The organism is Burkholderia metallica (genome assembly GCF_902832845.1).
Classification (GTDB): Bacteria; Pseudomonadota; Gammaproteobacteria; order Burkholderiales; family Burkholderiaceae; genus Burkholderia; species Burkholderia metallica.
Genome location: NZ_CADFDB010000018.1, coordinates 50,092 through 69,142 on the forward strand (window position 1 = coordinate 50,092; position 19,051 = coordinate 69,142).

Annotated in this window: 16 protein-coding genes; 5 read left to right on the forward strand and 11 right to left on the reverse strand. The window is 66.4% G+C overall.

Annotated features, from left to right (window positions below):
- Positions 1-423: 423 nt before the first annotated feature.
- From HWX08_RS32680 to HWX08_RS32690, 3 genes are all read left to right on the forward strand, one after another.
- The gene (locus HWX08_RS32680) at positions 424-879 is read left to right on the forward strand and encodes a hemerythrin domain-containing protein (RefSeq protein ID WP_174919760.1); all 456 of its coding nucleotides are present in this window, start codon (positions 424-426) and stop codon (positions 877-879) included.
- A 37-nt stretch (positions 880-916) separates the two neighbouring features.
- Positions 917-2,041, forward strand: a complete 1,125-nt coding sequence (locus HWX08_RS32685; protein ID WP_174919763.1) for a zinc-binding metallopeptidase family protein — start codon at positions 917-919, stop codon at positions 2,039-2,041.
- A 151-nt stretch (positions 2,042-2,192) separates the two neighbouring features.
- Positions 2,193-2,414 (forward strand): hypothetical protein, encoded by a 222-nt coding sequence (locus tag HWX08_RS32690; RefSeq protein ID WP_069258342.1) that lies wholly within the window; start codon positions 2,193-2,195, stop codon positions 2,412-2,414.
- Here HWX08_RS32690 and HWX08_RS32695 read toward each other — a convergent pair.
- The 11 genes from HWX08_RS32695 to HWX08_RS32745 all read right to left on the reverse strand — a co-directional run bounded on the left by HWX08_RS32695 (position 2,408) and on the right by HWX08_RS32745 (position 13,151).
- Positions 2,408-2,788 (reverse strand): PHB depolymerase family esterase, encoded by a 381-nt coding sequence (locus tag HWX08_RS32695; RefSeq protein ID WP_244122802.1) that lies wholly within the window; start codon positions 2,786-2,788, stop codon positions 2,408-2,410. The genes HWX08_RS32690 and HWX08_RS32695 overlap by 7 nt on opposite strands.
- Before the next feature lie 130 nt (positions 2,789-2,918).
- Positions 2,919-3,173 (reverse strand): GlsB/YeaQ/YmgE family stress response membrane protein, encoded by a 255-nt coding sequence (locus HWX08_RS32700; RefSeq protein WP_069258343.1) that lies wholly within the window; start codon positions 3,171-3,173, stop codon positions 2,919-2,921.
- Positions 3,174-3,356: 183 nt separating this feature from the next.
- On the reverse strand, positions 3,357-3,668 hold the full coding sequence (locus tag HWX08_RS32705; protein ID WP_174919765.1) for a hypothetical protein: 312 nt from the start codon (positions 3,666-3,668) through the stop codon (positions 3,357-3,359).
- Entirely contained in the window at positions 3,668-4,039 is a 372-nt protein-coding gene (locus HWX08_RS32710) for a phage holin family protein (protein ID WP_069258344.1), read from the reverse strand. The genes HWX08_RS32705 and HWX08_RS32710 overlap by 1 nt, the downstream gene beginning before the upstream one ends.
- 52 nt (positions 4,040-4,091) lie before the next feature.
- A complete protein-coding gene (locus HWX08_RS32715; RefSeq protein WP_069258345.1) occupies positions 4,092-4,340 on the reverse strand; it encodes a CsbD family protein in 249 nt (82 codons plus the stop codon).
- Between the two features lie 595 nt (positions 4,341-4,935).
- Positions 4,936-6,318, reverse strand: coding sequence for an MFS transporter (locus HWX08_RS32720; protein WP_244122803.1), 1,383 nt, complete (start codon positions 6,316-6,318; stop codon positions 4,936-4,938).
- A 717-nt stretch (positions 6,319-7,035) separates the two neighbouring features.
- Positions 7,036-8,217 (reverse strand): CaiB/BaiF CoA transferase family protein, encoded by a 1,182-nt coding sequence (locus tag HWX08_RS32725; RefSeq protein WP_174919769.1) that lies wholly within the window; start codon positions 8,215-8,217, stop codon positions 7,036-7,038.
- A gap of 18 nt (positions 8,218-8,235) precedes the next feature.
- Positions 8,236-10,188 carry an AMP-binding protein gene (locus HWX08_RS32730; protein ID WP_174919772.1) on the reverse strand — a complete coding sequence of 651 codons (1,953 nt, stop codon included), beginning with the start codon at positions 10,186-10,188 and terminating at the stop codon, positions 8,236-8,238.
- A gap of 15 nt (positions 10,189-10,203) precedes the next feature.
- On the reverse strand, positions 10,204-11,409 hold the full coding sequence (locus HWX08_RS32735) for an acetyl-CoA C-acetyltransferase (protein ID WP_174919774.1): 1,206 nt from the start codon (positions 11,407-11,409) through the stop codon (positions 10,204-10,206).
- A gap of 91 nt (positions 11,410-11,500) precedes the next feature.
- Positions 11,501-12,250, reverse strand: coding sequence for an SDR family NAD(P)-dependent oxidoreductase (locus tag HWX08_RS32740; protein WP_174919776.1), 750 nt, complete (start codon positions 12,248-12,250; stop codon positions 11,501-11,503).
- 25 nt (positions 12,251-12,275) lie between these two features.
- On the reverse strand, positions 12,276-13,151 hold the full coding sequence (locus tag HWX08_RS32745) for a MaoC family dehydratase (protein WP_174919778.1): 876 nt from the start codon (positions 13,149-13,151) through the stop codon (positions 12,276-12,278).
- Positions 13,152-13,391: 240 nt separating this feature from the next.
- Between HWX08_RS32745 and HWX08_RS32750 the strand changes: the two genes are divergently transcribed.
- The gene (locus HWX08_RS32750; RefSeq protein ID WP_174920011.1) at positions 13,392-14,543 is read left to right on the forward strand and encodes an acyl-CoA dehydrogenase family protein; all 1,152 of its coding nucleotides are present in this window, start codon (positions 13,392-13,394) and stop codon (positions 14,541-14,543) included.
- An 821-nt stretch (positions 14,544-15,364) separates the two neighbouring features.
- A complete protein-coding gene (locus HWX08_RS32755) occupies positions 15,365-18,883 on the forward strand; it encodes a pyruvate carboxylase (protein WP_174919780.1) in 3,519 nt (1,172 codons plus the stop codon).
- The last annotated feature ends 168 nt before the right edge of the window (positions 18,884-19,051 follow it).

Consider the following 19,051-nt stretch of genomic DNA (forward strand, 5'->3'; position numbering starts at 1 on the left):
GGGCATTGAATATGACAATTAATTGGTCCATTGTTTTTAGGCGCGAGAAAGGGGGCGGATGAGACCCTGCTCCCCGCGTTCAGTACGGTGACGGGGTAGAGTCCCTTCCACAGAGGAACGGCACTGAAAAAGTGATTCATCGAAGAACAAATCATCGGCATCTTGAAGGCCAGCCGAAGCTGGCATGAAGCCGGCGGAGCTGTGCCGCAAGCACTGCATCTCGGAAGCGGCCGTCTCCGAAGCAATTCGAGTGTCACGTCGTACTCGGCGATGCACGGTTCCCCGTCGTTGATTGCGCGTCGAGTGCCGAAGGTCGCACGGGTATGCACTAGTGCATTTGCAACTGTCGCGACGCGCGCAGGTTTGTGACCATGTCGGAGCCACGGCGCACTGCGCCGGATGCCGTCCACCCGGGAGCCCCGCATGTCCGAAACGATCTTCGATGCCCTGCGCGAAAGCCACGAGATCCAGCGCGCATTGATGCGCCGACTGTTGCGGTCGAGGCCGGACCCGGATCGGGGCATCCTGTTCGAACAGCTGCGCATCGAGCTTGGCGCGCACGCGGCCGCCGAGGAGCGCTTTCTGTACGCTCCGATCCTGATGGACGACCGCGGGCTTCATCCGTCGCGCGATGCGCTTGCCGATCATCACCGGATGGACGAGATCGTCGACAACCTGCGCGGCCGCGACGCCAACTCGCGCGGCTGGCTGGCGACTGCCCGGAAACTGTCCAAAGAATTGCACGATCATCTGAAGGAAGAGGAGAAGATCTTCTTTCAGATATCCGGAAAGATCCTGCGCGATACGGAGAAGTCGACGCTCGCGAAGCGATACCGGAACGACTATCTGCGCATGCACGCGCGGCTGGAGAGCGAATAGCGGACGGCGACGTCCTCCTCTACCCGGACGGCACATCATGAAAACCTTCCACTGCGGCCAATGCTCGCAACTGGTGTTCTTCGAGAACGTGAAGTGCGAGCGCTGCGATGCACTGCTCGGCTATCTGCCGGACGTCGGCGAAGTCGGCGCGTTCGAGCCCGCGGGCGACGGAACATGGCGCAGCCTGCACGCGGCCGCGCTCGGGAAACGCTATCGGCAATGCGCGAACTACGCGATCGAGCACGTTTGCAACTGGATGATTCCGGCGGAAAGCAACGACACGCTGTGCCGCGCATGCGTGCTCACCGAGACGATCCCCGACCTGTCGTCTCCCGGCAACCGGCTGCTGTGGTTCCGGCTCGAGGCTGCGAAGCGACGGCTGCTGTATACGCTTTTGGTGCTGGGCTTGCCGGTGGAATCGCGCGCGCAGCAACCGGGACACGGGATGAGCTTCGCATTCAAGGCGTCGACGGAGAATGAGCCCGTCATGACCGGCCATGCGAACGGCCTCATCACGGTGAACCTCGACGAAGCAGACGACGCGAAGCGCGAGCGGATCCGCGCGGACATGCGCGAGCCCTATCGCACGTTGCTCGGCCATTTTCGGCATGAAATCGGCCACTACTACTTCGACCGCCTCGTGAGCGGCAGCCGCTGGATCGACTCGTTTCGTGCCTGTTTCGGCGACGAGCGCGCCGATTACCAAGCGGCGCTCGATGCACACTATGCCAACGGCGAACCTGCGGGCTGGGAGAACGCGTACGTCAGCGGGTACGCGACGATGCACCCGTGGGAAGACTGGGCGGAGACGTGGGCGCACTACCTGCATATCGTCGATACGCTCGATACCGCGACCGCGTGCGGGCTCGTGCTTGCCCCCGACGACACGAGCCTGCCGACGCTCGCCGACCAGACGTCCGTCGACGAAGCGAGCTTCGGCAACCTGATGCGGCGCTGGTTCCCGCTGACCTACGCGCTGAACAGCCTGAACCGCAGCATGGGGACGCCGGATGCCTATCCGTTCGTGCTGGCGCCTGCCGTCGTCGCGAAACTGCGCTTCGTGCACGATGTCGTGGCCGCATCGGGCGCCGCGACGGCGGGCAAGCCGTCGCTCGTCGCGTATGCGGCGGGGAGCGGGGCGGAGCCTGACAGCGTGACGTAGACGTCCGGCCCTGGCGACTACCGGCACGGTTCGAACACAGGCACGCGGCATGCGCGTGATGCATGTCGCCAATGTTTGATGCAAACGACGCGTGCGCTTTCACGCAGGATGGGCCTGCGCGGGCGTCCCGCTTTTCCAAGGAGAATTCCCTATGAAATTCCTTTCGATCGCAGTGGTGTGTGTCGCGTTGTCGGCTGCTTCCATGTCGGCTCAGGCGGCTGGATGCCTGAAGGGCGCGGCGGTGGGTGGGGTGGCCGGGCACGTCGCCGGCCATCATGGCGCGGTCGGTGCGGCGGCGGGATGTGCGATCGGCCATCACCATGCGGCGAAGAAGGCGAAAGAGGCGAGCGCGGCGGCTGCGGCGTCTCAGTGACGCGACGGGACGAGCGGCCGCAACCAGCGGCCGCTCGTCCGTTCCCGCCGGACGGCCGTCGCGGCAAGCCGGATGGTGCCCCGCGGCCACTCCGTCGAACGGCGCGAGATCGGCGCCGAATAGGCGGCGTCAGGTGCGACCCGCGTGCCGAGCGCGAACGACTCGGCCGCCTGCTGGCAGCCGTCAAGCATGACGACGAGCGGGCCATGGCGCGGCGCGCCGCGCGGACGATACAGCGAGCAGGTGACGTGATTGACGAAACGGCCGGGTGCCGGCAGCGACGAGAAAAACGAGCAGGCCCATACGCCGTCATTGGACAGCGCGGGCCGCTTGCGGGAGGCGGGCTTCGTACGCGGCGTCGCCGTGCGTCGCACGGCCTTTCTCTTGAGCGGCGAAGTGAACGGATTCGATCCCGGCCAGAGACTCACCGGTTGTCGCGGCAAGATCAGTAAGCGGCATGCGACGTCGCATGCCGAATGGTGACGAAAAAAGTGCGGCCGACCGTCAGACCGCGCGATTGAACAGCCGAATCACGAACAGCAGGATCACGGCGCCGATGACGGCGATGATGATCGAGCCGAGAATGCCACCGAAGCCGATGCCGAGCAATCCGGCGAGCCAGCCGCCGATCACCGCGCCGACGATGCCGACCACGATGTCGATCAGCAAGCCGAACCCTCCACCCTTGACGAGCACGCCAGCGAGCCAGCCGGCGATTGCGCCGATGATCAGCCATACGATCAAACCATGTACGTCCATGATGTTTCCTTATCCTTAGGATTTACGACAGATTCGTGAAACGGGATCTGCCCGGCGGTCCGCGCAATACAGGACAAAACGCGGAACGGAATCGCTTCTTTTTGCACTACCCGGCGAAGCCGTGCCGCACGACTGAAATGGCCTGAAGCAATCGGGCCGGCATGCGCTCGGGTCCGCACCGGTCTACTTCTGCATGATGTCCCGCGTCATTCGCCCGATTAACGTGACCAGTCCGGTGCGAACGGCCGTCGTCACAAGCCGCCGCGGCCCGAGGATCACGAGACAGGCCAGCGCCACTGCGACGGCTGCGCCGGTCGATCCGCCGAGGGTCGGCAGTTTCATCGCCGGATATACCGCGATATCGCCGGGACGGGCCCGCCGTGTCATTTCGACGACGTGGTTCGACGCGGACAATTCGGCACGGGTCGCTGCCATGCGGGCCAGCAGTACGCGCCGCCTCGATTCCGGCGAACCGTCGGGGATTCGGCTTTTCATCACAGGCTCTCTTTGATGGTCTGGATGTCGCGCTGCAATTCGTCGGTCAGGACGGAAAACGTGCCGCGCTCGGCACGCATGCGCACCGCCGCGAAGGAGGCGATCGACACGCACACCCAGAACCCGGCGACGATCCATGACGTCTCGATCAGGTACGGCGTTCGTGCGGCGCTGACGATCGCCGCCACGCACACGAAAGCCAGCCCGAACGTTACGCTCAGGCCGAGCAGTGCGTACAGCATCAGATCGCGCAAGAAGTACTTCCTGGCGAGATCGAATTCGATTGCCGCGAGACCCGCGTAATCGGTCAGGCGCGCGACCGAGAATTGCGCGACATCCTGCCATTTCCTGATTCTTGAAAGCAAAACCATGACATGCTCCGATGATGACCTCAATGCATGCCGTCGGGCTCGCGACAGCCGATCAGCGCTTCGACCACAGTGCGCCGATGACGAAACTCACCGCCGCAACGGTCGCCAGCGTCGCAATCGGATTGCTTGCGGCAACGTCGCGCACCTGCTCGAGCGCCTCGCCATAGGTTTGCTGAACCGCGCCGGCCACCTGACGCGCTTTTCCCTCGAACTGCATGTCGGCACTGCCCGTGGCGTCCCCTACCGCTTCCTGCGCCTTGCCCGCCAGCTTCTGTACCGTGCCTTCCGTCTTTTCGAACATGATCGACCTCGTCGTTCAATCGGGTTGCCTGACTATCGGGACAACGATGGATCACATTCGTGAAGCCGTTCGATATCCCGGGACTCAGTGTAGAGAGGCCGCGCGTTGCGCGTCATGTTCAAATGCACCGGGACGGGTAGTGCATTTGAGGGGGGCGGTGACGAATCGCACGCGGGATCGCGTCGGGGCAGGGGGCGCGGTGGCTGTCGAAGTGCCGACGAGTGGGCAACGAAGCAACGCACGATTGCACATGCGCGCTGCTTGCAAGGATGCGCGGCGAACGAATTTACGACGTCCGCCGGATACTTTATCGCTTTATATCGCTTGGGATAACCGGCTCGCAAGAACAGAATTTTCGCTGCCGGAACGCCGGGCCATGCGTGTCGCATGGCCCGGCGTTCGCTTCATGGGTGGTCGATCGCAAATGCCCATGCGACGCGGCGCGCCTGATCAATACGGCGGACATTGCCGTCCGCCGTGCACGGATATCGTGCTGCTCGCGTTCGCGGTGTGTTTCACAGCGCGAACGACCTGACGACGCCGTTCTGCGGCATCGACGACGTCGCGCGCGAGTTCGGTCTGACGCCCGAACAGGTTAGCCCACCTGCGTGCCATGCTCCTCCGCAAGCAACCGTCGATAATGAGGCAGCGCACCGAACAGCAGCCACGCGGCGAGCGCCGCCGCGATCGTGCAGATGATGCCGATCGAATTGCCGACCATCTTCGGATTGCCAAATACGCGATCGGTGAAGAGCGCAATCAGCGTCGGCCCGAGCCCGAAGCCGATCAACTGCGCGAAGAACGAGTAGAGTGCGCCGACGGTGCCACGCATGCGGCTGGGCGCGACGAGTTGCAGCGCCGCGGCCATGCACCCGGTCGGCAAGGTGAAGAAAAACACGGTTCCGGCAGCCGCAGTCAGCGTCCCCGTCGCGCCGGGTGCGAACGGAATGCTCGCGCAGCAGAGCAGCATCGGGATCATCGCGAACGCAGCCGTGCGCAACGGTGCGTCCTCGTAGCCGCGCTTTTCGAACCGGCGCACGACCCAGGGCCCTGCCAGCGCGCCGGCAATCCCGCAGCAGACCACCAGCGCGCCGAAACGAAACCCGACGAGCGCCGCGGGCATGCCGTGCGAACGGATCAGGTACGTTGGCATCCATGCGGGCATGCCGAGCACGACGATCGCGAGCATACCGACGCCGAGCAGGATGCGCGCATAGAATCCGCGTCGCGCCCACAGGAACTGAATGGATTCCCGGGTCGAGAACTGCCGATCGTCCGCACTCCCGCTGACGACCTTGCTGCGCATGGGCTCGCGTACCGTCAGCCATACCAGCAACGCGAACAGCATGCCAGGCAGCCCGATCAGCACGAACGCGAGCTGCCAGGTTTCAAACCCGGCGAGCATAGGAAACTGCTGATGGACGTCGCGGGCAAACGAGATGACAAGGCCGCCGGCGACGAGCGACAGTCCGCCGCCAAGCATCGGCCCGAGAATGAACACGCTCATCGCGCGCGGCATCCGCTTCGCCGAAAAGCAGTCCGCAATCATCGACAACGCGACCGGAAACACGCACGCCTCGCTGGCGCCGACGCCGAAGCGCGCGAGGAACAGCCCCTGGAACGTCGTGGCCTTGCCGCACAGGGCCGTGAAGATACACCACAGGCAAATGCCGACCAGCAGAATGTTGCGCCGGTTGGTCACGTCGACCAGCCGGCCGAAAAGCGGCGATGCGATCAGGTACGCGGAGATGAACGCGATGCCCTGCACGAGGCTGAGTTGCGTATCGGAAATGGCGAGCGAATGCCGGATCGGGTCGACGAGCAGGTTGAGGAGCTGGCGGTCGATATACGCGAGCGAATATGCCAGCGTGATGATAGCCAGGATGTACCACGACCTGAGACTGTCGTGGACGACCCTCGACGAGGATCGTCCCGCTAGCGCGTCATCCAGGCCGCCAACGGGCGGGATTTCATTCATGGCATTCCTCATCTTGTCTCCGATGCGATCGTCTGATTCGTGTGAAGGGGGATGTCGAGACGGCATGTCGCTTGCGCGTCACGCCGATCACTCGCATCCGGACGGCCTGGGTCGTCGGTCGACGCATTGGCGATTTCGCCGCCACGCGTTCGATAACCAAACTATCGTTAGGTAGTTTGGCGCGGCATGAAGTGATGTGCCATGAGTGTTATCCATTAAGCGTGGCTGCCATGAACCGTGAACTGCCACGCGGCTTCCACGCCCTGTGCCGAGGCACGGCGCACTCGATGTCCTGCGTGCTCGTTGCCGACCCGCGACGTTGTGCAGGCCAATCCGCTGACCGAGCATCGCGGCGTGAATCCCGGACGGCATTCGGACTGGCCGCAGGACGTGAACGGGTTCTTCCCTGGCACCCGCAGATCTCGGCGAACCCGTTCTGGACGCACGCGTTCGGGCCGACATCGGCCAACACGACGATCCGGGAGGCGCGCTTCTACAACAAGAAGCCGAAGAGCGTGCGGAAGCGCATGCAACTCGAGCACTTCACGTCGCATATCTCCGACGGAGTGCTCGAGGATCTCGGCAACATCGAATCGATGCGGGCCGGCATGGAGACGGGCGCGCGCGGGCCGGTTGGCGCGCGATGCGGGCAACGAAGCGAGCGCGCACCGGCCGTCGTGGCGACGGCGGTGCGCGTGACGAGGCGACCGGTTCCGGTCAGACGATCTTGCGCGAGCGCAAATCGGCCACCGTGCGCGCATCGAGCCCGATGCCGGCGAGGATTTCATCCGTGTGCTCGCCGGTCAGCGGCGGCCGCATACGAATTTCCGGCGGCGTGCGCGACAGCGAAACCGGCGTCGCGAAGATCGGCACCGGTTTCGGCGCGCCGGGATAGTCCATCCAGCGGATCACGTCGGCGGCCTTGATGGTCTCGTCCTCCAGTGCCTGGCGCGGCGAGTTGACGGGGCTGGCCGGGATGCGCGCCTGCTCCAGCGCGGCGAGCGCCTCGGCCAGCGTCTTGTCCGCGCACCATGCGCTCATGAGTTCGCTCAGGAGCGCGCCGTTCTCGCCGCGTCGCGTATCGTCGGCGAAGCGTGGATCGTCGAGCAGTTCGGGGCGGCCTACGAGCTGCGTCCAGCGTTTGAACATCGGGCGGCCGATGACCTGCGTAATGAACCAGCCGTCCGTCGCCTTGAAGATGTCGGACGGCGCGTAGCCCGATGCGCGGTTCAGCGTGGCCTGGCGATCCAGCCCGAGCAGCGCTTCCTCGATCAGCGCGCCGCTGGCCATGTTCAGGCCCGTGCATAGCAGCGACGCGCTGACTTCCTGGCCCATGCCGCTGCGCTGGCGTTCATAGAGCGCGAGCATCACGCCGAGCGCACATGAAAACGCCGTGGCGAAGTCCACCACCGGCACCATGGCCTTTTGCGGCCGGTCGGGCGTACCCGCGATGTACACCGCGCCGCTCAGCGCCTGGCCGACGCCGTCGAAGCCCACGCGGTCGCGCACGGCCTCGCTGTTGCCGAACGCGTTCGACGCGACGAGGATGACGTCGGGCTTGATCGCGCGCAGGCTGTCGTAGTCTAGCCCGAGGCTCTTGAGCGTGCGGGGCGGCATGTTGGCGATCACCACGTCGGCGTCGGCGACCAGCTTGCGCACGATGTCGCGCCCCTCGGGGCTGTCGAGATCGAGCGTCATCGAGCGCTTGTTGCGGTTGACCTGCAGGAACAGCGCGCCTTCGCCGTGTTCGGTCACGGGCACGATGAAGCGGTCCTCGCCGCCGCCGACGCGGTCGACGCGGATGACGTCTGCGCCATAGTCGGCGAGCAGCGCCGAACAGAACGGCCCGGCGATGAAGCGTCCGAAATCGAGGACCTTGATGCCTTCGAGTACTTTCATGTTTCGTTCACGGTTGAGTCAGGCGGAGGTCGCGGCCGCGCGCACTTCGTCGAGCGCGCCCGGGTTGTCGAGCGACGACAGGTCGCCCGGCGGCTGCCCGCAGTACACGCTGCGGATCACGCGCCGCATGATCTTCGAGCTGCGCGTCTTGGGCAGCTGCGCGACCACGTGCACGTGGCCGGGCCGGAACGGGCGGCCCAAGCGCTTGTCGACGTGGCCGGAAACGAGGGTTTCCAGTTCGGCGGCCGCGATAGCCGTGCCGGGCTTGGGCACGACGAAGACCACCAGTTTCTGGCCCTTGTCGGCATCCGCCACGCCGATCGCGGCCGCTTCGGCCACGTCATGCAGCTCCAGCACGACTTCCTCGACCTCGGCCGGCCCGAGCCGCTTGCCGGCGACCTTCAGCGTGTCGTCGGAGCGGCCCATCATGAAGTAGTTGCCGTCGGGCGTGCGCAGCGCGAGGTCGCCATGCACCCAGATACCCGGAATGGTCTGCCAGTAGGTTTCCAGGTAGCGTTCGTCGTCGCGCCAGAACGATTGCGTCATGCCGACGAACGGCGCACGGATCGCCAGTTCGCCGACTTCGCCGGTCACGCTTTGGCCGTCGGCGTTCACGACGTCGGCGGCTACGCCGGGCGAGACGGTATTGAAGCCGCTCGGCGGAATCGGCCGGATCGGGACGCTCGCGAGCAGCGCGCCCGACGCTTCGGTGCCGCCCGTGTAGTTGATGACGGGCGCCGTGCCGTCGCCGAAGCGCTGCAGGAACCAGTTGAAATGCTCGGGCGCGATGCCTTCGCCCGCCGTGATCAGCAGCCGCACGGTGGAACGGTCGCCCGCGAGCGCGAGTGCCTCGTGGCTCGCCATCCCGCGGATCAGCGTCGGCGCCGAGCCGAAGTGCGTGACGCGGTGACGTTCGACCACACGCGACATGCGCGACCAGTCGGGGTAATCGGGCGCGCCGTCGTAGCACACGAGCGTCGCGCCGCGCAGCAGCGCGCAGCCGAGCACCAGCGTGCCGGCGATCCAGCCCATGTCCGCCGGCCAGCAGTAGACGTCGCCGGGATGCACGTCGAAGTGAATCAGCGAATCGTGCGCAATCTTGATCGGGAAGCTGCCGTGCGTATGCACGACGCCCTTGGGCTTGCCCGTGGTGCCCGACGTATAGATCACCATGAACGGCGTATCGGGCGTGACCGACACGGCGGCGCTGCGTTGTTCCGGTGCGGCGGCCGCGGTCTCCTGCCAGTCGAGGTCGCGCGCGTCCTGCGCGGTGTCGCCTTCGCCGCGCTTCCAGATCACGTGTTCGAGCAGCGGCAACTGGCGCCACGCGTCGCGCAGCGCGCCTTGCACGTCCACGCGCTTGGTGCGGCGCGAGAAGCCGGTGGAGGCAATCACCATCCGCGCTTCGGCGGCGGAGAGGCGGGCGACGATCGCGTCGACGCCGAAGCCGCTGAACAGTGGCACGACCAGCGCGCCGAGGTGCACGATCGCCAGCAGCGAGACGGTGGCCTCGACGCCGTTTTCCATCAGCAGGCCGATGCGGTCGCCCTGCCTGACGCCGTGACGCGCGAGCCCCGCGGCGAAATCCTGCACGCGCTGCTCCAGTTCCGCGAAGGTCAGCGTACCGACGCTGCCGTCCTCGCGTTCGGCCACCACGGCCTTTTGCTGCGCGGTGGCGGGATGCCGTGCCCACGCGTAGATCGTGTTGACCCAGTTGAGCCTGCCGCCGGGGAACCAGCTCGGAAACTGCGCGCCGCGCGACAGGTCGACATAGCCGGTCGGCGGCACGTCCCATGCGATCGCGCATTCGCGCATCACGGTGTCCCAGTAGCGTTCGGGTTCGGCGATCGATACGCGCATCAGCTCGTCATACGACGGCACGTCCAGCGCACGCATCAGCTTCACGATGCCGGCGTTCTGCAGCTCTCGCTGGCCCGGTTGCCAGGTCTGGCCGGATTCAGGGTGGCTCATGGTTAGTCTCCTGCCTTATGCGCGTTCGACGATCATCGCGATGCCCTGGCCGCCGCCGATGCACATCGTTTCCAGGCCGTAGCGGGCCTGGCGACGCTGCATTTCATGCAGCAGCGTGGTCATGATGCGCCCGCCCGTCGCGCCCACCGGGTGGCCCAGCGAAATGCCCGAGCCGTTCACGTTGAGCCTGTCTTCCAGCGCCGCCATCGAGCTGCCCCAGCCTTTCACGCAGGCCAGCGCCTGGCACGCGAACGCTTCGTTCAGTTCGATCAGGTCCATCTGGTCGAACGTGAGGCCGGTGCGCGTCAGCACCTTCTGCACCGCCGGCACGGGGCCGATGCCCATGCGCGCCGGGTCGCAGCCGGCGGCCGCCCAGCCGACCAGCCAGCCGATCGGCGTGAGGCCCAGCTCGTCGAGCTTGTCCTCGGCGACGATCAGGCATGCGGCCGCGGCATCGTTCTGCTGGCACGCGTTGCCGGCCGTGACGACGCCGTCCTTCATGATCGTGCGCAGCTTCGCGAGGCTGTCCGGCGTGGTGTCGCCGCGTACGCCTTCGTCCTGCCTGACGATCAGCGCATCGCCTTTGCGCTGCGGCACGGCGACGGGGACGATCTCCGCGTCGAAATGGCCGGCCTGCTGCGCGGCGGCGGCGCGCTGGTGGCTGCGGGCGGCGAAGCGGTCGGACGCTTCGCGCGTGATGTCGTATTCGCGCGCCAGCGTCTCGGCGGTTTCGATCATGCCGCTGATGCGGCCGAAACGGCTTTCCGGCTGCGAGCGCTCGCGGCCGCGGTCGAGCCGGTCGTGCATCGTGACCGAGCCCGCGCGCTTGCCCCAGCGCATGTCGGTCGTATAGAACTCGACGTTGCTCATGCTTTCGACACCGCCGGCCATTACCACGTCGGCCGCGCCGGTCTGCACCATCATCGCCGCGGTGGCCAGCGCCTGCACGCCGCCGCCGCAGCGGCGATCGAGCTGCATGCCGGCCACTTCGATCGGGAAGCCGGCCTGCAGCGCGACCCAGCGCCCGGTGCACGGCGTCTCGCCGCTCGCGTAGCTTTGCGCGAACACGACGTCGTCGATGCGCGCGGGGTCGAGCCCGGTGCGCTCCACGACCGCACGCGCGACGGTGGCGCCGAGTTCCTCGACGGGAACGCCCTTCAACGTTCCGCCGAATGCGCCCACCGGAGTGCGCAGCGGGGCGACGATGGCTGCTCGTTTCATTTGAATTGCCTCTTGAATGTCATGAATGTTCCGCCGCCATCGCGTGTCTGTCACGCGCTGGCTGCCAGGGCCGTGGTCCGCCGTCGTGCGATCAGCCGTAGCGACCGCCCGTGACGTGCAGCACTTCGCCGCTGATGAAGCCGGCGCGCTCGCTGGCGAGGAACGCCACCGCGTCGGCGATGTCGTCCGGGCGGCCGACGCGCTTGATCGGTTGGGCCGCCACCGCGCGCTCCTTGATCGTTTCGTAGGTCGGCAGCGCCTGCACCATTTCCGTTTCCATGAAGCCGGGCGCCACGCAGTTCGCGGTGATGCCGTAGCGGCCTTCTTCCATCGACAGCGCCTTGGCCATGCCGATCAGGCCGGCCTTCGCGGCCGAGTAGTTGGCCTGCGTCGGGTTGCCCAGGTGCGCGCGCGAGCTGATGTTGATCAGGCGGCCCCAACCTTGCTCGATGAAGTGCGGCATGACGGCCCGCGCGGCCAGGAACGCGCCCTTGAGCATCACGTTCATCACGAAATCCCAGTCGTCCGCGCTCATCTTCACGAGGTACTTGTCGCGCGGCGCGCCGGCGTTGTTCACCAGGATGTGCACGCCGCCGAAATGCGCGACGGTTTCGTCGACGAGACGCTGTACGTCGGCTTCCTTGGTGATGTCGCCCACGATGCAGTGCGCGGCCAGCCCTTCGTCCCGCAGCGCCTTCGCGGTGGCCTGCGCCAGTTCCGCGTTGATGTCGGTGATGACGACGCTCGCGCCTTCCTGCGCGAGCCGGCGCGCCGTGGCGGCGCCCAGGCCGCGCGCCGAGCCGGTGACGATGGCAACCTTGCCGGTCAAACCCAGATCCATGTGTGTCTCCTGAAGAATTGCGTGTTCAGCGCAGGTCGACCCGCGCGTTGGTCAATACCACCACGTTGCGCTCCACGGCCGTGACGCGCAGCGAAACCGTCTTGTCGCGTACCCACATTTCGGTGCGCAGCGTGTCGCCGGGCCACGCCGGCGCGGTGAAGCGCACGCGCATGCCTGCGAAGCGCGTGTCGTCGTAGGCCAGCACCGTGCGCAGCACCGCGTGCGCGGCGACGCCCATCAGCGCCATGCCGTGCAGGATGGGGCGCGGAAAACCGGCCGCCGATGCCACCGCGGGATCGGCGTGCAACGGATTCAGGTCGCCGCTCAGGCGATAGATCAGCGCCAGCTGCGCGGGCGTGGTCAGCTCGCAGACGTGATCGGGCTCGCCCTCCGGCATCGCATGGGGCACCGGCAGCGGGCCGGTGCTGCCGCCTTCGCCGAAACCGCCGTCGCCGCGCAACAGGCTCAGCTGCACGACGGTCGCGAGCAGGTGGCCCGCGTCGGCGTCGGCGATGTCGCGCGTCTGCTGCAGAAACGCGCCCTTGTTCTCGCCTTTGTCCCACAGGCCGGTGATGCGCGTCGTGCCCGTGACGCGGCCGCTGGCCGGCAGCGGCGCGTGAATCCTGATTTCCTGCTCCGCGTGCAGGATCTTTTGCCAGGTGATACCCGTATCCGCGTCGCGCGCCCAGAAGCCCGGGTACGCCAGCACGTTCGCCATGGTCGGCAGCGCGCGCAGCGATGCACCGTCCCGGCCTTCGTAGATGTAACGCAACTGCCCGGCGTCGAGCGGATCGGCGCCGAGGCCGAGGCCGAGCGCGTAGAGCTGGGTGTCGCGCAGCGAGTACGCATGCTCGATGAGCGGGAACGGGCGGGACAGCAGGCGATCGGGCTGGAGCGGCATGGCGAACGTGACGGCAGTGGATTCGAGCTCCTACGATGGAACCGCCGGGTGAGCCGGTCAACGGATCGGCGAACATTGTTCCGTACCTTGGCAGGCGAGCGGGACGCGGCCGCCGCCGGGCCAATACCGGCTTCGTCGGCACGATTTCATCCTCCGGAACGTTTTCGTCCGGGCGATTGTTTCGCGTGGGTCGCGGGCGCAGGATCTCGTCGTTTTCTCCACCTTTTCAGGCGTACCGACATGATTCGCGATCAAGAAACGCTCAACGGCCTGCTCGACTCCATTGCCCGCTTCGTGCGCGAGCGTCTCGTGCCCAACGAGGAGCAGGTGGCCGAAACCGATGAAATCCCGGAGGACATCGTCGCCGACATGAAGGCGATGGGCCTGTTCGGCCTCACCATTCCCGAACGCTTCGGCGGGCTGGAACTGACGATGGAGGAAGAGGTGCTCGCGGTGTTCGAGCTGTGCCAGGCGTCGCCGGTGTTTCGCTCGCTGCTCGGCACGACCGTGGGCATCGGTTCGCAGGGCATCCTGTTCGACGGCACGCCCGAGCAGCAGGAGCGGTATCTGCCGCGCCTCGCGACCGGCGAGCTGATCGCGTCGTTCGCGCTGACCGAGCCGGAGTCCGGCTCCGACGCGGCGTCGTTGCGCACCACGGCGATTCGCGACGGCGACGACTACGTGGTCAACGGCACCAAGCGCTTCATCACGAATGCGCCGCATGCCGGCATCTTCACGCTGATGGCGCGCACCAATCCGGAGGACAAGGGCTCGGGCGGCATCTCGGCGTTCATCGTCGACGCGAAGTCGCCGGGCATCAGCTTCGGCAAGCGCGACAAGAAGATGGGGCAGAAGGGCGCCCATACCTGTGACGTGATCTTCGACAACGTGCGCGTCCCGGCCGCGAACCTGATCGGCGGGAAAGAGGGCCAGGGATTCAAGACGGCAATGAAGGTGCTCGACAAAGGGCGCATCCACATCGCAGCGGTGTGCGTGGCCGTGGCCGAGCGCATGCTGTCGATGGCGTTGTCGTATGCGATGGAGCGCAAGCAATTCGGCAAGCCGATCGCCGATTTCCAGCTCGTGCAGGCGATGCTCGCCGACAGCAAGGCCGAGATCTACGCGGCGCGCTGCATGGTGGTGGACGCCGCGCGCCGGCGCGACGACAAGCTGCCGGTGAGTACCGAGGCGTCGTGCGCGAAGCTGTTCGCGTCCGAGATGTGCGGCCGGGTGGCCGATCGCGCGGTGCAGATTTTCGGGGGCGCCGGCTACATGGCCGAATACGCGATCGAGCGCTTCTACCGCGATGTGCGCCTGTTCCGCATCTATGAGGGCACGACGCAGATCCAGCAGATCGTGATCGCCCGCAACATGGTTCGCGACGCTCAGTGAAGCGCGGCGTGCCGGGTGTCGTGACCGGTTCCGGCGAGCGTGCCGAAGTACCGCGCGACCCTGCGCAGGTCGAACGATTTCATCCGTACGCCCGGGCCACGTGCGGCGCGATGCAGGGGGGGCGCAATTTCAAAATCAGAACGCCAATTTCAAAATTGAATGGATTCTGAAATTCGGCCTTGAACGATCTCCCCGCGAATCGGGGCCGTCGGGTGGATATCCGATGTGGCCTGCTTTTTGCGTGATGGAGCCTCGGCGTATTCGGCGCGCGCCGGTCAGGCAGGCATTTTCCTGAGTCGAACGGGCGTGGCCGAAGCACGGAAAGCTTCTACAAACGTAAGGGGATGCAATGACTGGCGACCAAAAGCGAAATGGCGTACCGCAGGACGACGCGCGCGGGATCGCGCATGAGCGAGGGGCGGGTGGCGCTCGATCGACGGTGCGGTCCGGCGACCGGCTTCGCGATGCGAACTGGGCGTGGGCGAGAGCCGGTGCGGTCTACGACTGGATGGATCACGCGCCGTTTTTCGAGAACCGCGACTGAAGGTGCGGCAGGTCAGGTCGTGGCGCGGCCTCGCCGAGTTCCGATTGACGACCGGCCGGTCGGTCTCCTGTTCGTCGTCCCGGCTGGTCGGCTGAATGCTGTTCGTCGTCGCGATGTCGATAGCGACTATCGGGCGATATGACGAAGATGTTGGCTGGCGAAAGCCGGGACGATGCAACCCGCGCCTGACCGAAGCAACGATCCGCGCGCCGCCCAGCGAAGCAAGCGGGTGGAGGGCGGCGCGTCGGCGAACTTAATTCAACCATTCACTATTCACATGGCTGCCGTGACGCCTACCCCCATCCAGTCCATCCTGATCGCGAACCGCTCGGAAATCTCGATCCGCGTGATGCGTGCCGCCGCCGAGCTGAACATGCGTACGGTGGCCGTGTATTCGAAGGAAGACCGGCTCGCGCTGCATCGCTTCAAGGCGGACGAGAGCTACCTGATCGGCGAGGGCAAGAAGCCGCTCGCCGCGTATCTGGACATCGACGACATCCTGCGTGTCGCGCGGCAGGCGAAGGTCGACGCGATTCACCCCGGTTACGGCTTCCTGTCCGAGAACCCCGAGTTCGCGCAGGCCGTGATCGACGCCGGCATCCGCTGGATCGGCCCGTCGCCCGGCGTGATGCGCACGCTCGGCAACAAGGTGGCCGCGCGCAATGCGGCGATCGCGGCCGGCGTGCCGGTGATGCCCGCGACCGCGCCGCTGCCGGACGATCTCGACGCTTGCAAGGCGCTGGCCGAAGAAGTCGGCTATCCGCTGATGCTCAAGGCGAGCTGGGGCGGCGGCGGGCGCGGGATGCGCGTGCTGGAAAGTGCTCAGGACCTCGAGACCCTGCTGCCTGTCGCGCGGCGCGAAGCGCTGGCCGCGTTCGGCAACGACGAGGTGTACGTCGAGAAGCTCGTGCGCAACGCGCGGCACGTCGAAGTGCAGGTGCTCGGCGACCTGCACGGCACGGTCGTGCACCTGTACGAACGCGACTGCACGGTGCAGCGGCGCAACCAGAAGGTGGTCGAGCGCGCGCCGGCGCCGTATCTCGATCACGATGGCCGTCACGCGCTGTGCGAATCGGCGCTGCGGCTGATGCGCGCCGTGGGCTATACGCATGCAGGCACCGTCGAATTCCTGATGGATGCCGACAGCGGCCAGTTCTACTTCATCGAGGTGAACCCGCGCATTCAGGTCGAGCACACGGTGACCGAGATGATCACCGGGATCGACATCGTGAAGGCGCAGATCCGCATCACGGAAGGCGGACGGATCGGGCTGGCAGAGGACGTCGCGAACGGCGACGGCGCGATCGTCGAGCGTGCGGCCGGCGTGCCGGCGCAGCACGCGATTCCGCTGAACGGCTATGCGCTGCAATGCCGGATCACGACCGAAGACCCGGAGAACGATTTCCTGCCCGATTACGGGCGGCTGACCGCGTACCGCAGCGCGGCGGGCTTCGGCGTGCGGCTCGACGCGGGCACCGCGTACGGCGGCGCGGTGATCACGCCGTACTACGACTCGCTGCTCGTCAAGGTAACGACGTGGGCGCCGACGGCGGCCGAATCGATTCATCGGATGGATCGCGCGCTGCGCGAGTTCCGGATTCGCGGCGTCACGTCGAACCTGCAGTTCCTGGAAAACGTGATCAACCATCCGGCCTTCATTGCGGGCGACGTGACGACGCGCTTCATCGACAGGACCCCTGAACTACTCGAATTCGCGAAGCGCGGCGATCGTGCGACGAAGCTGCTGCGCTATCTCGGCGAGCTGAACGTGAACGGCAATGCCGAGGTGAACGGCCGCACGCTGCCGGCGCTGCCGCTGTCGAAGCCGGTGCTACCGAAGGTCGATACGGCGGTGGCGATTCCGGCCGGCACGCGCGACCGGCTGCACGCACTCGGACCGGAAAAGTTCGCGCGCTGGATGCTCGACCGGAAAGAAGTGCTGCTGACCGACACGACAATGCGCGATGCGCACCAGTCGCTGTTCGCGACGCGCATGCGCACCGCCGACATGCTGCCGATCGCACCGTTCTACGCGCGCGAGCTGTCGCAGCTGTTCTCGCTCGAATGCTGGGGCGGCGCGACCTTCGACGTCGCGCTGCGCTTCCTGAAGGAAGACCCGTGGGAACGCCTCGCGCTGCTGCGCGAGCGCGTGCCGAACATCCTGTTCCAGATGCTGCTGCGCGGCTCGAACGCGGTCGGCTATACGAACTACGCGGACAACGTCGTGCGCTTCTTCGTGCAGCAGGCGGCAAGCGCGGGCGTCGACGTGTTCCGCGTGTTCGACTCGCTGAACTGGGTGCGCAACATGCGCGTCGCAATCGATGCGGTGGGCGAAAGCGGGATGCTGTGCGAAGGCGCGATCTGCTACACCGGCGACCTGTTCGACACGTCGCGTTCGAAGTACGACCTCAAGTATTACGTCGGCATCGCGCGCGAACTGCAGCAGGCCGGCGTGCACGTGCTCGGCATCAAGGACATGGCCGGCATCTGCCGCCCGCAGGCGGTCGCGACGCTCGTGAAGACGCTCAAGGAAGAAACCGGGCTGCCCGTGCATTTCCATACGCACGACACGAGCGGCATCGCCGCAGCGTCGGTGCTCGCGGCGGTCGAAGCCGGCTGCGACGCGGTGGATGGCGCACTCGACGCGATGAGCGGGCTGACCTCGCAGCCGAACCTGTCGAGCATCGCGGCCGCGCTGGCCGGCAGCGCGCGCGATCCGGGGTTGAACCCGGACCGCCTGCACGAAGCATCGATGTACTGGGAAGGCGTGCGCCGCTACTACGCGCCGTTCGAATCGGAGATTCGCGCGGGCACGGCCGACGTGTACCGCCACGAAATGCCGGGTGGCCAATATACGAATCTGCGCGAGCAGGCGCGCTCGCTCGGCATCGATCATCGCTGGACCGAGGTATCGCGCGCGTATGCGGACGTGAACCGGCTGTTCGGCGACATCGTCAAGGTCACGCCGACGTCGAAGGTGGTCGGCGACATGGCGCTGATGATGGTCGCGAACGACCTGAGCGTGGACGACGTGCGCAATCCGGACAAGGACATCGCGTTCCCGGAATCGGTCGTGTCGCTGTTCAAGGGCGAACTGGGCTTCCCGCCGGACGGCTTCCCGGCGGAGCTGTCGCGCAAGGTGCTCAAGAGCGAGCCGCCGGCGCCGTATCGCCCGGGCGACCAGATTCCGCCGGTCGATCTGGCCGCGGTGCGCAAGCAGGCCGAGGCCGCGTGCGAGCAGCCGCTCGACGACCGGCAACTGGCGTCGTACCTGATGTATCCGAAGCAGACGGTCGACTACTACGCGCACGTGCGCGCGTACAGCGACACGTCGGTGGTACCGACGCCCGCGTTCCTGTACGGGCTGCAGCCGCAGGAGGAAGTGGCGATCGACATTTCGCCGGGCAAGACGCTGCTCGTGTCGCTGCAGGGGCAGCACGCCGATGCGCAGGACGGCGTGGTGAAGGTGCAGTTCGAACTGAACGGCCAGTCGCGCACGGCGCTCGTCGAGCAGAAGACGGTCGTGCATGCGGGCAAGGAGCGGCATGGCCTGCAGCGGGCCGATCCGGCGAATCCGCTGCACGTGGCCGCGCCGATGCCGGGGTCGGTCGTGACGGTGGCGGTGCGGCCGGGCCAGCGCGTAACGGCCGGCACGACGCTGATCGCGCTGGAGGCGATGAAAATGGAAACCCACATCGCGGCAGAGCGCGATTGCGAAATCGCGGCCGTGCATGTGAAGCCGGGCGAGCGCGTCGCGGCGAAGGATCTGCTGATCGAGTTGAAGGGCGCGGCGTAACCCGCGCGTCGCCGGATGCGTGATGCGGCAGGCCGTCGCCACCCAGCGGCCTGCCTTGCAGGCATGGCTCGAATCGATCGGGTTCGGGGATGGCGGGCCGCGCGCCAGCTGCGGCGGCGCGACGCGTGTCCGGAATCGATTCCGTGTTCCGTACATTGATCGATCTTC

Bases quoted from the DNA above. Each gene is read 5' to 3' on its own strand.
- HWX08_RS32755 (WP_174919780.1), top strand. From the start codon at position 15,365: ATGGCTGCCGTGACGCCTACCCCCATCCAGTCCATCCTGATCGCGAAC.
- HWX08_RS32685 (WP_174919763.1), top strand. From the start codon at position 917: ATGAAAACCTTCCACTGCGGCCAATGCTCGCAACTGGTGTTCTTCGAG.
- HWX08_RS32745 (WP_174919778.1), bottom strand. From the start codon at position 13,151: ATGCCGCTCCAGCCCGATCGCCTGCTGTCCCGCCCGTTCCCGCTCATC.
- HWX08_RS32715 (WP_069258345.1), bottom strand. From the start codon at position 4,340: ATGTTCGAAAAGACGGAAGGCACGGTACAGAAGCTGGCGGGCAAGGCG.
- HWX08_RS32690 (WP_069258342.1), top strand. From the start codon at position 2,193: ATGAAATTCCTTTCGATCGCAGTGGTGTGTGTCGCGTTGTCGGCTGCT.
- HWX08_RS32700 (WP_069258343.1), bottom strand. From the start codon at position 3,173: ATGGACGTACATGGTTTGATCGTATGGCTGATCATCGGCGCAATCGCC.
- HWX08_RS32735 (WP_174919774.1), bottom strand. From the start codon at position 11,409: ATGAAACGAGCAGCCATCGTCGCCCCGCTGCGCACTCCGGTGGGCGCA.
- HWX08_RS32720 (WP_244122803.1), bottom strand. From the start codon at position 6,318: ATGAATGAAATCCCGCCCGTTGGCGGCCTGGATGACGCGCTAGCGGGA.
- HWX08_RS32710 (WP_069258344.1), bottom strand. From the start codon at position 4,039: ATGGTTTTGCTTTCAAGAATCAGGAAATGGCAGGATGTCGCGCAATTC.
- HWX08_RS32725 (WP_174919769.1), bottom strand. From the start codon at position 8,217: ATGAAAGTACTCGAAGGCATCAAGGTCCTCGATTTCGGACGCTTCATC.
- HWX08_RS32750 (WP_174920011.1), top strand. From the start codon at position 13,392: ATGATTCGCGATCAAGAAACGCTCAACGGCCTGCTCGACTCCATTGCC.
- HWX08_RS32740 (WP_174919776.1), bottom strand. From the start codon at position 12,250: ATGGATCTGGGTTTGACCGGCAAGGTTGCCATCGTCACCGGCTCGGCG.
- HWX08_RS32705 (WP_174919765.1), bottom strand. From the start codon at position 3,668: ATGAAAAGCCGAATCCCCGACGGTTCGCCGGAATCGAGGCGGCGCGTA.
- HWX08_RS32730 (WP_174919772.1), bottom strand. From the start codon at position 10,188: ATGAGCCACCCTGAATCCGGCCAGACCTGGCAACCGGGCCAGCGAGAG.
- HWX08_RS32680 (WP_174919760.1), top strand. From the start codon at position 424: ATGTCCGAAACGATCTTCGATGCCCTGCGCGAAAGCCACGAGATCCAG.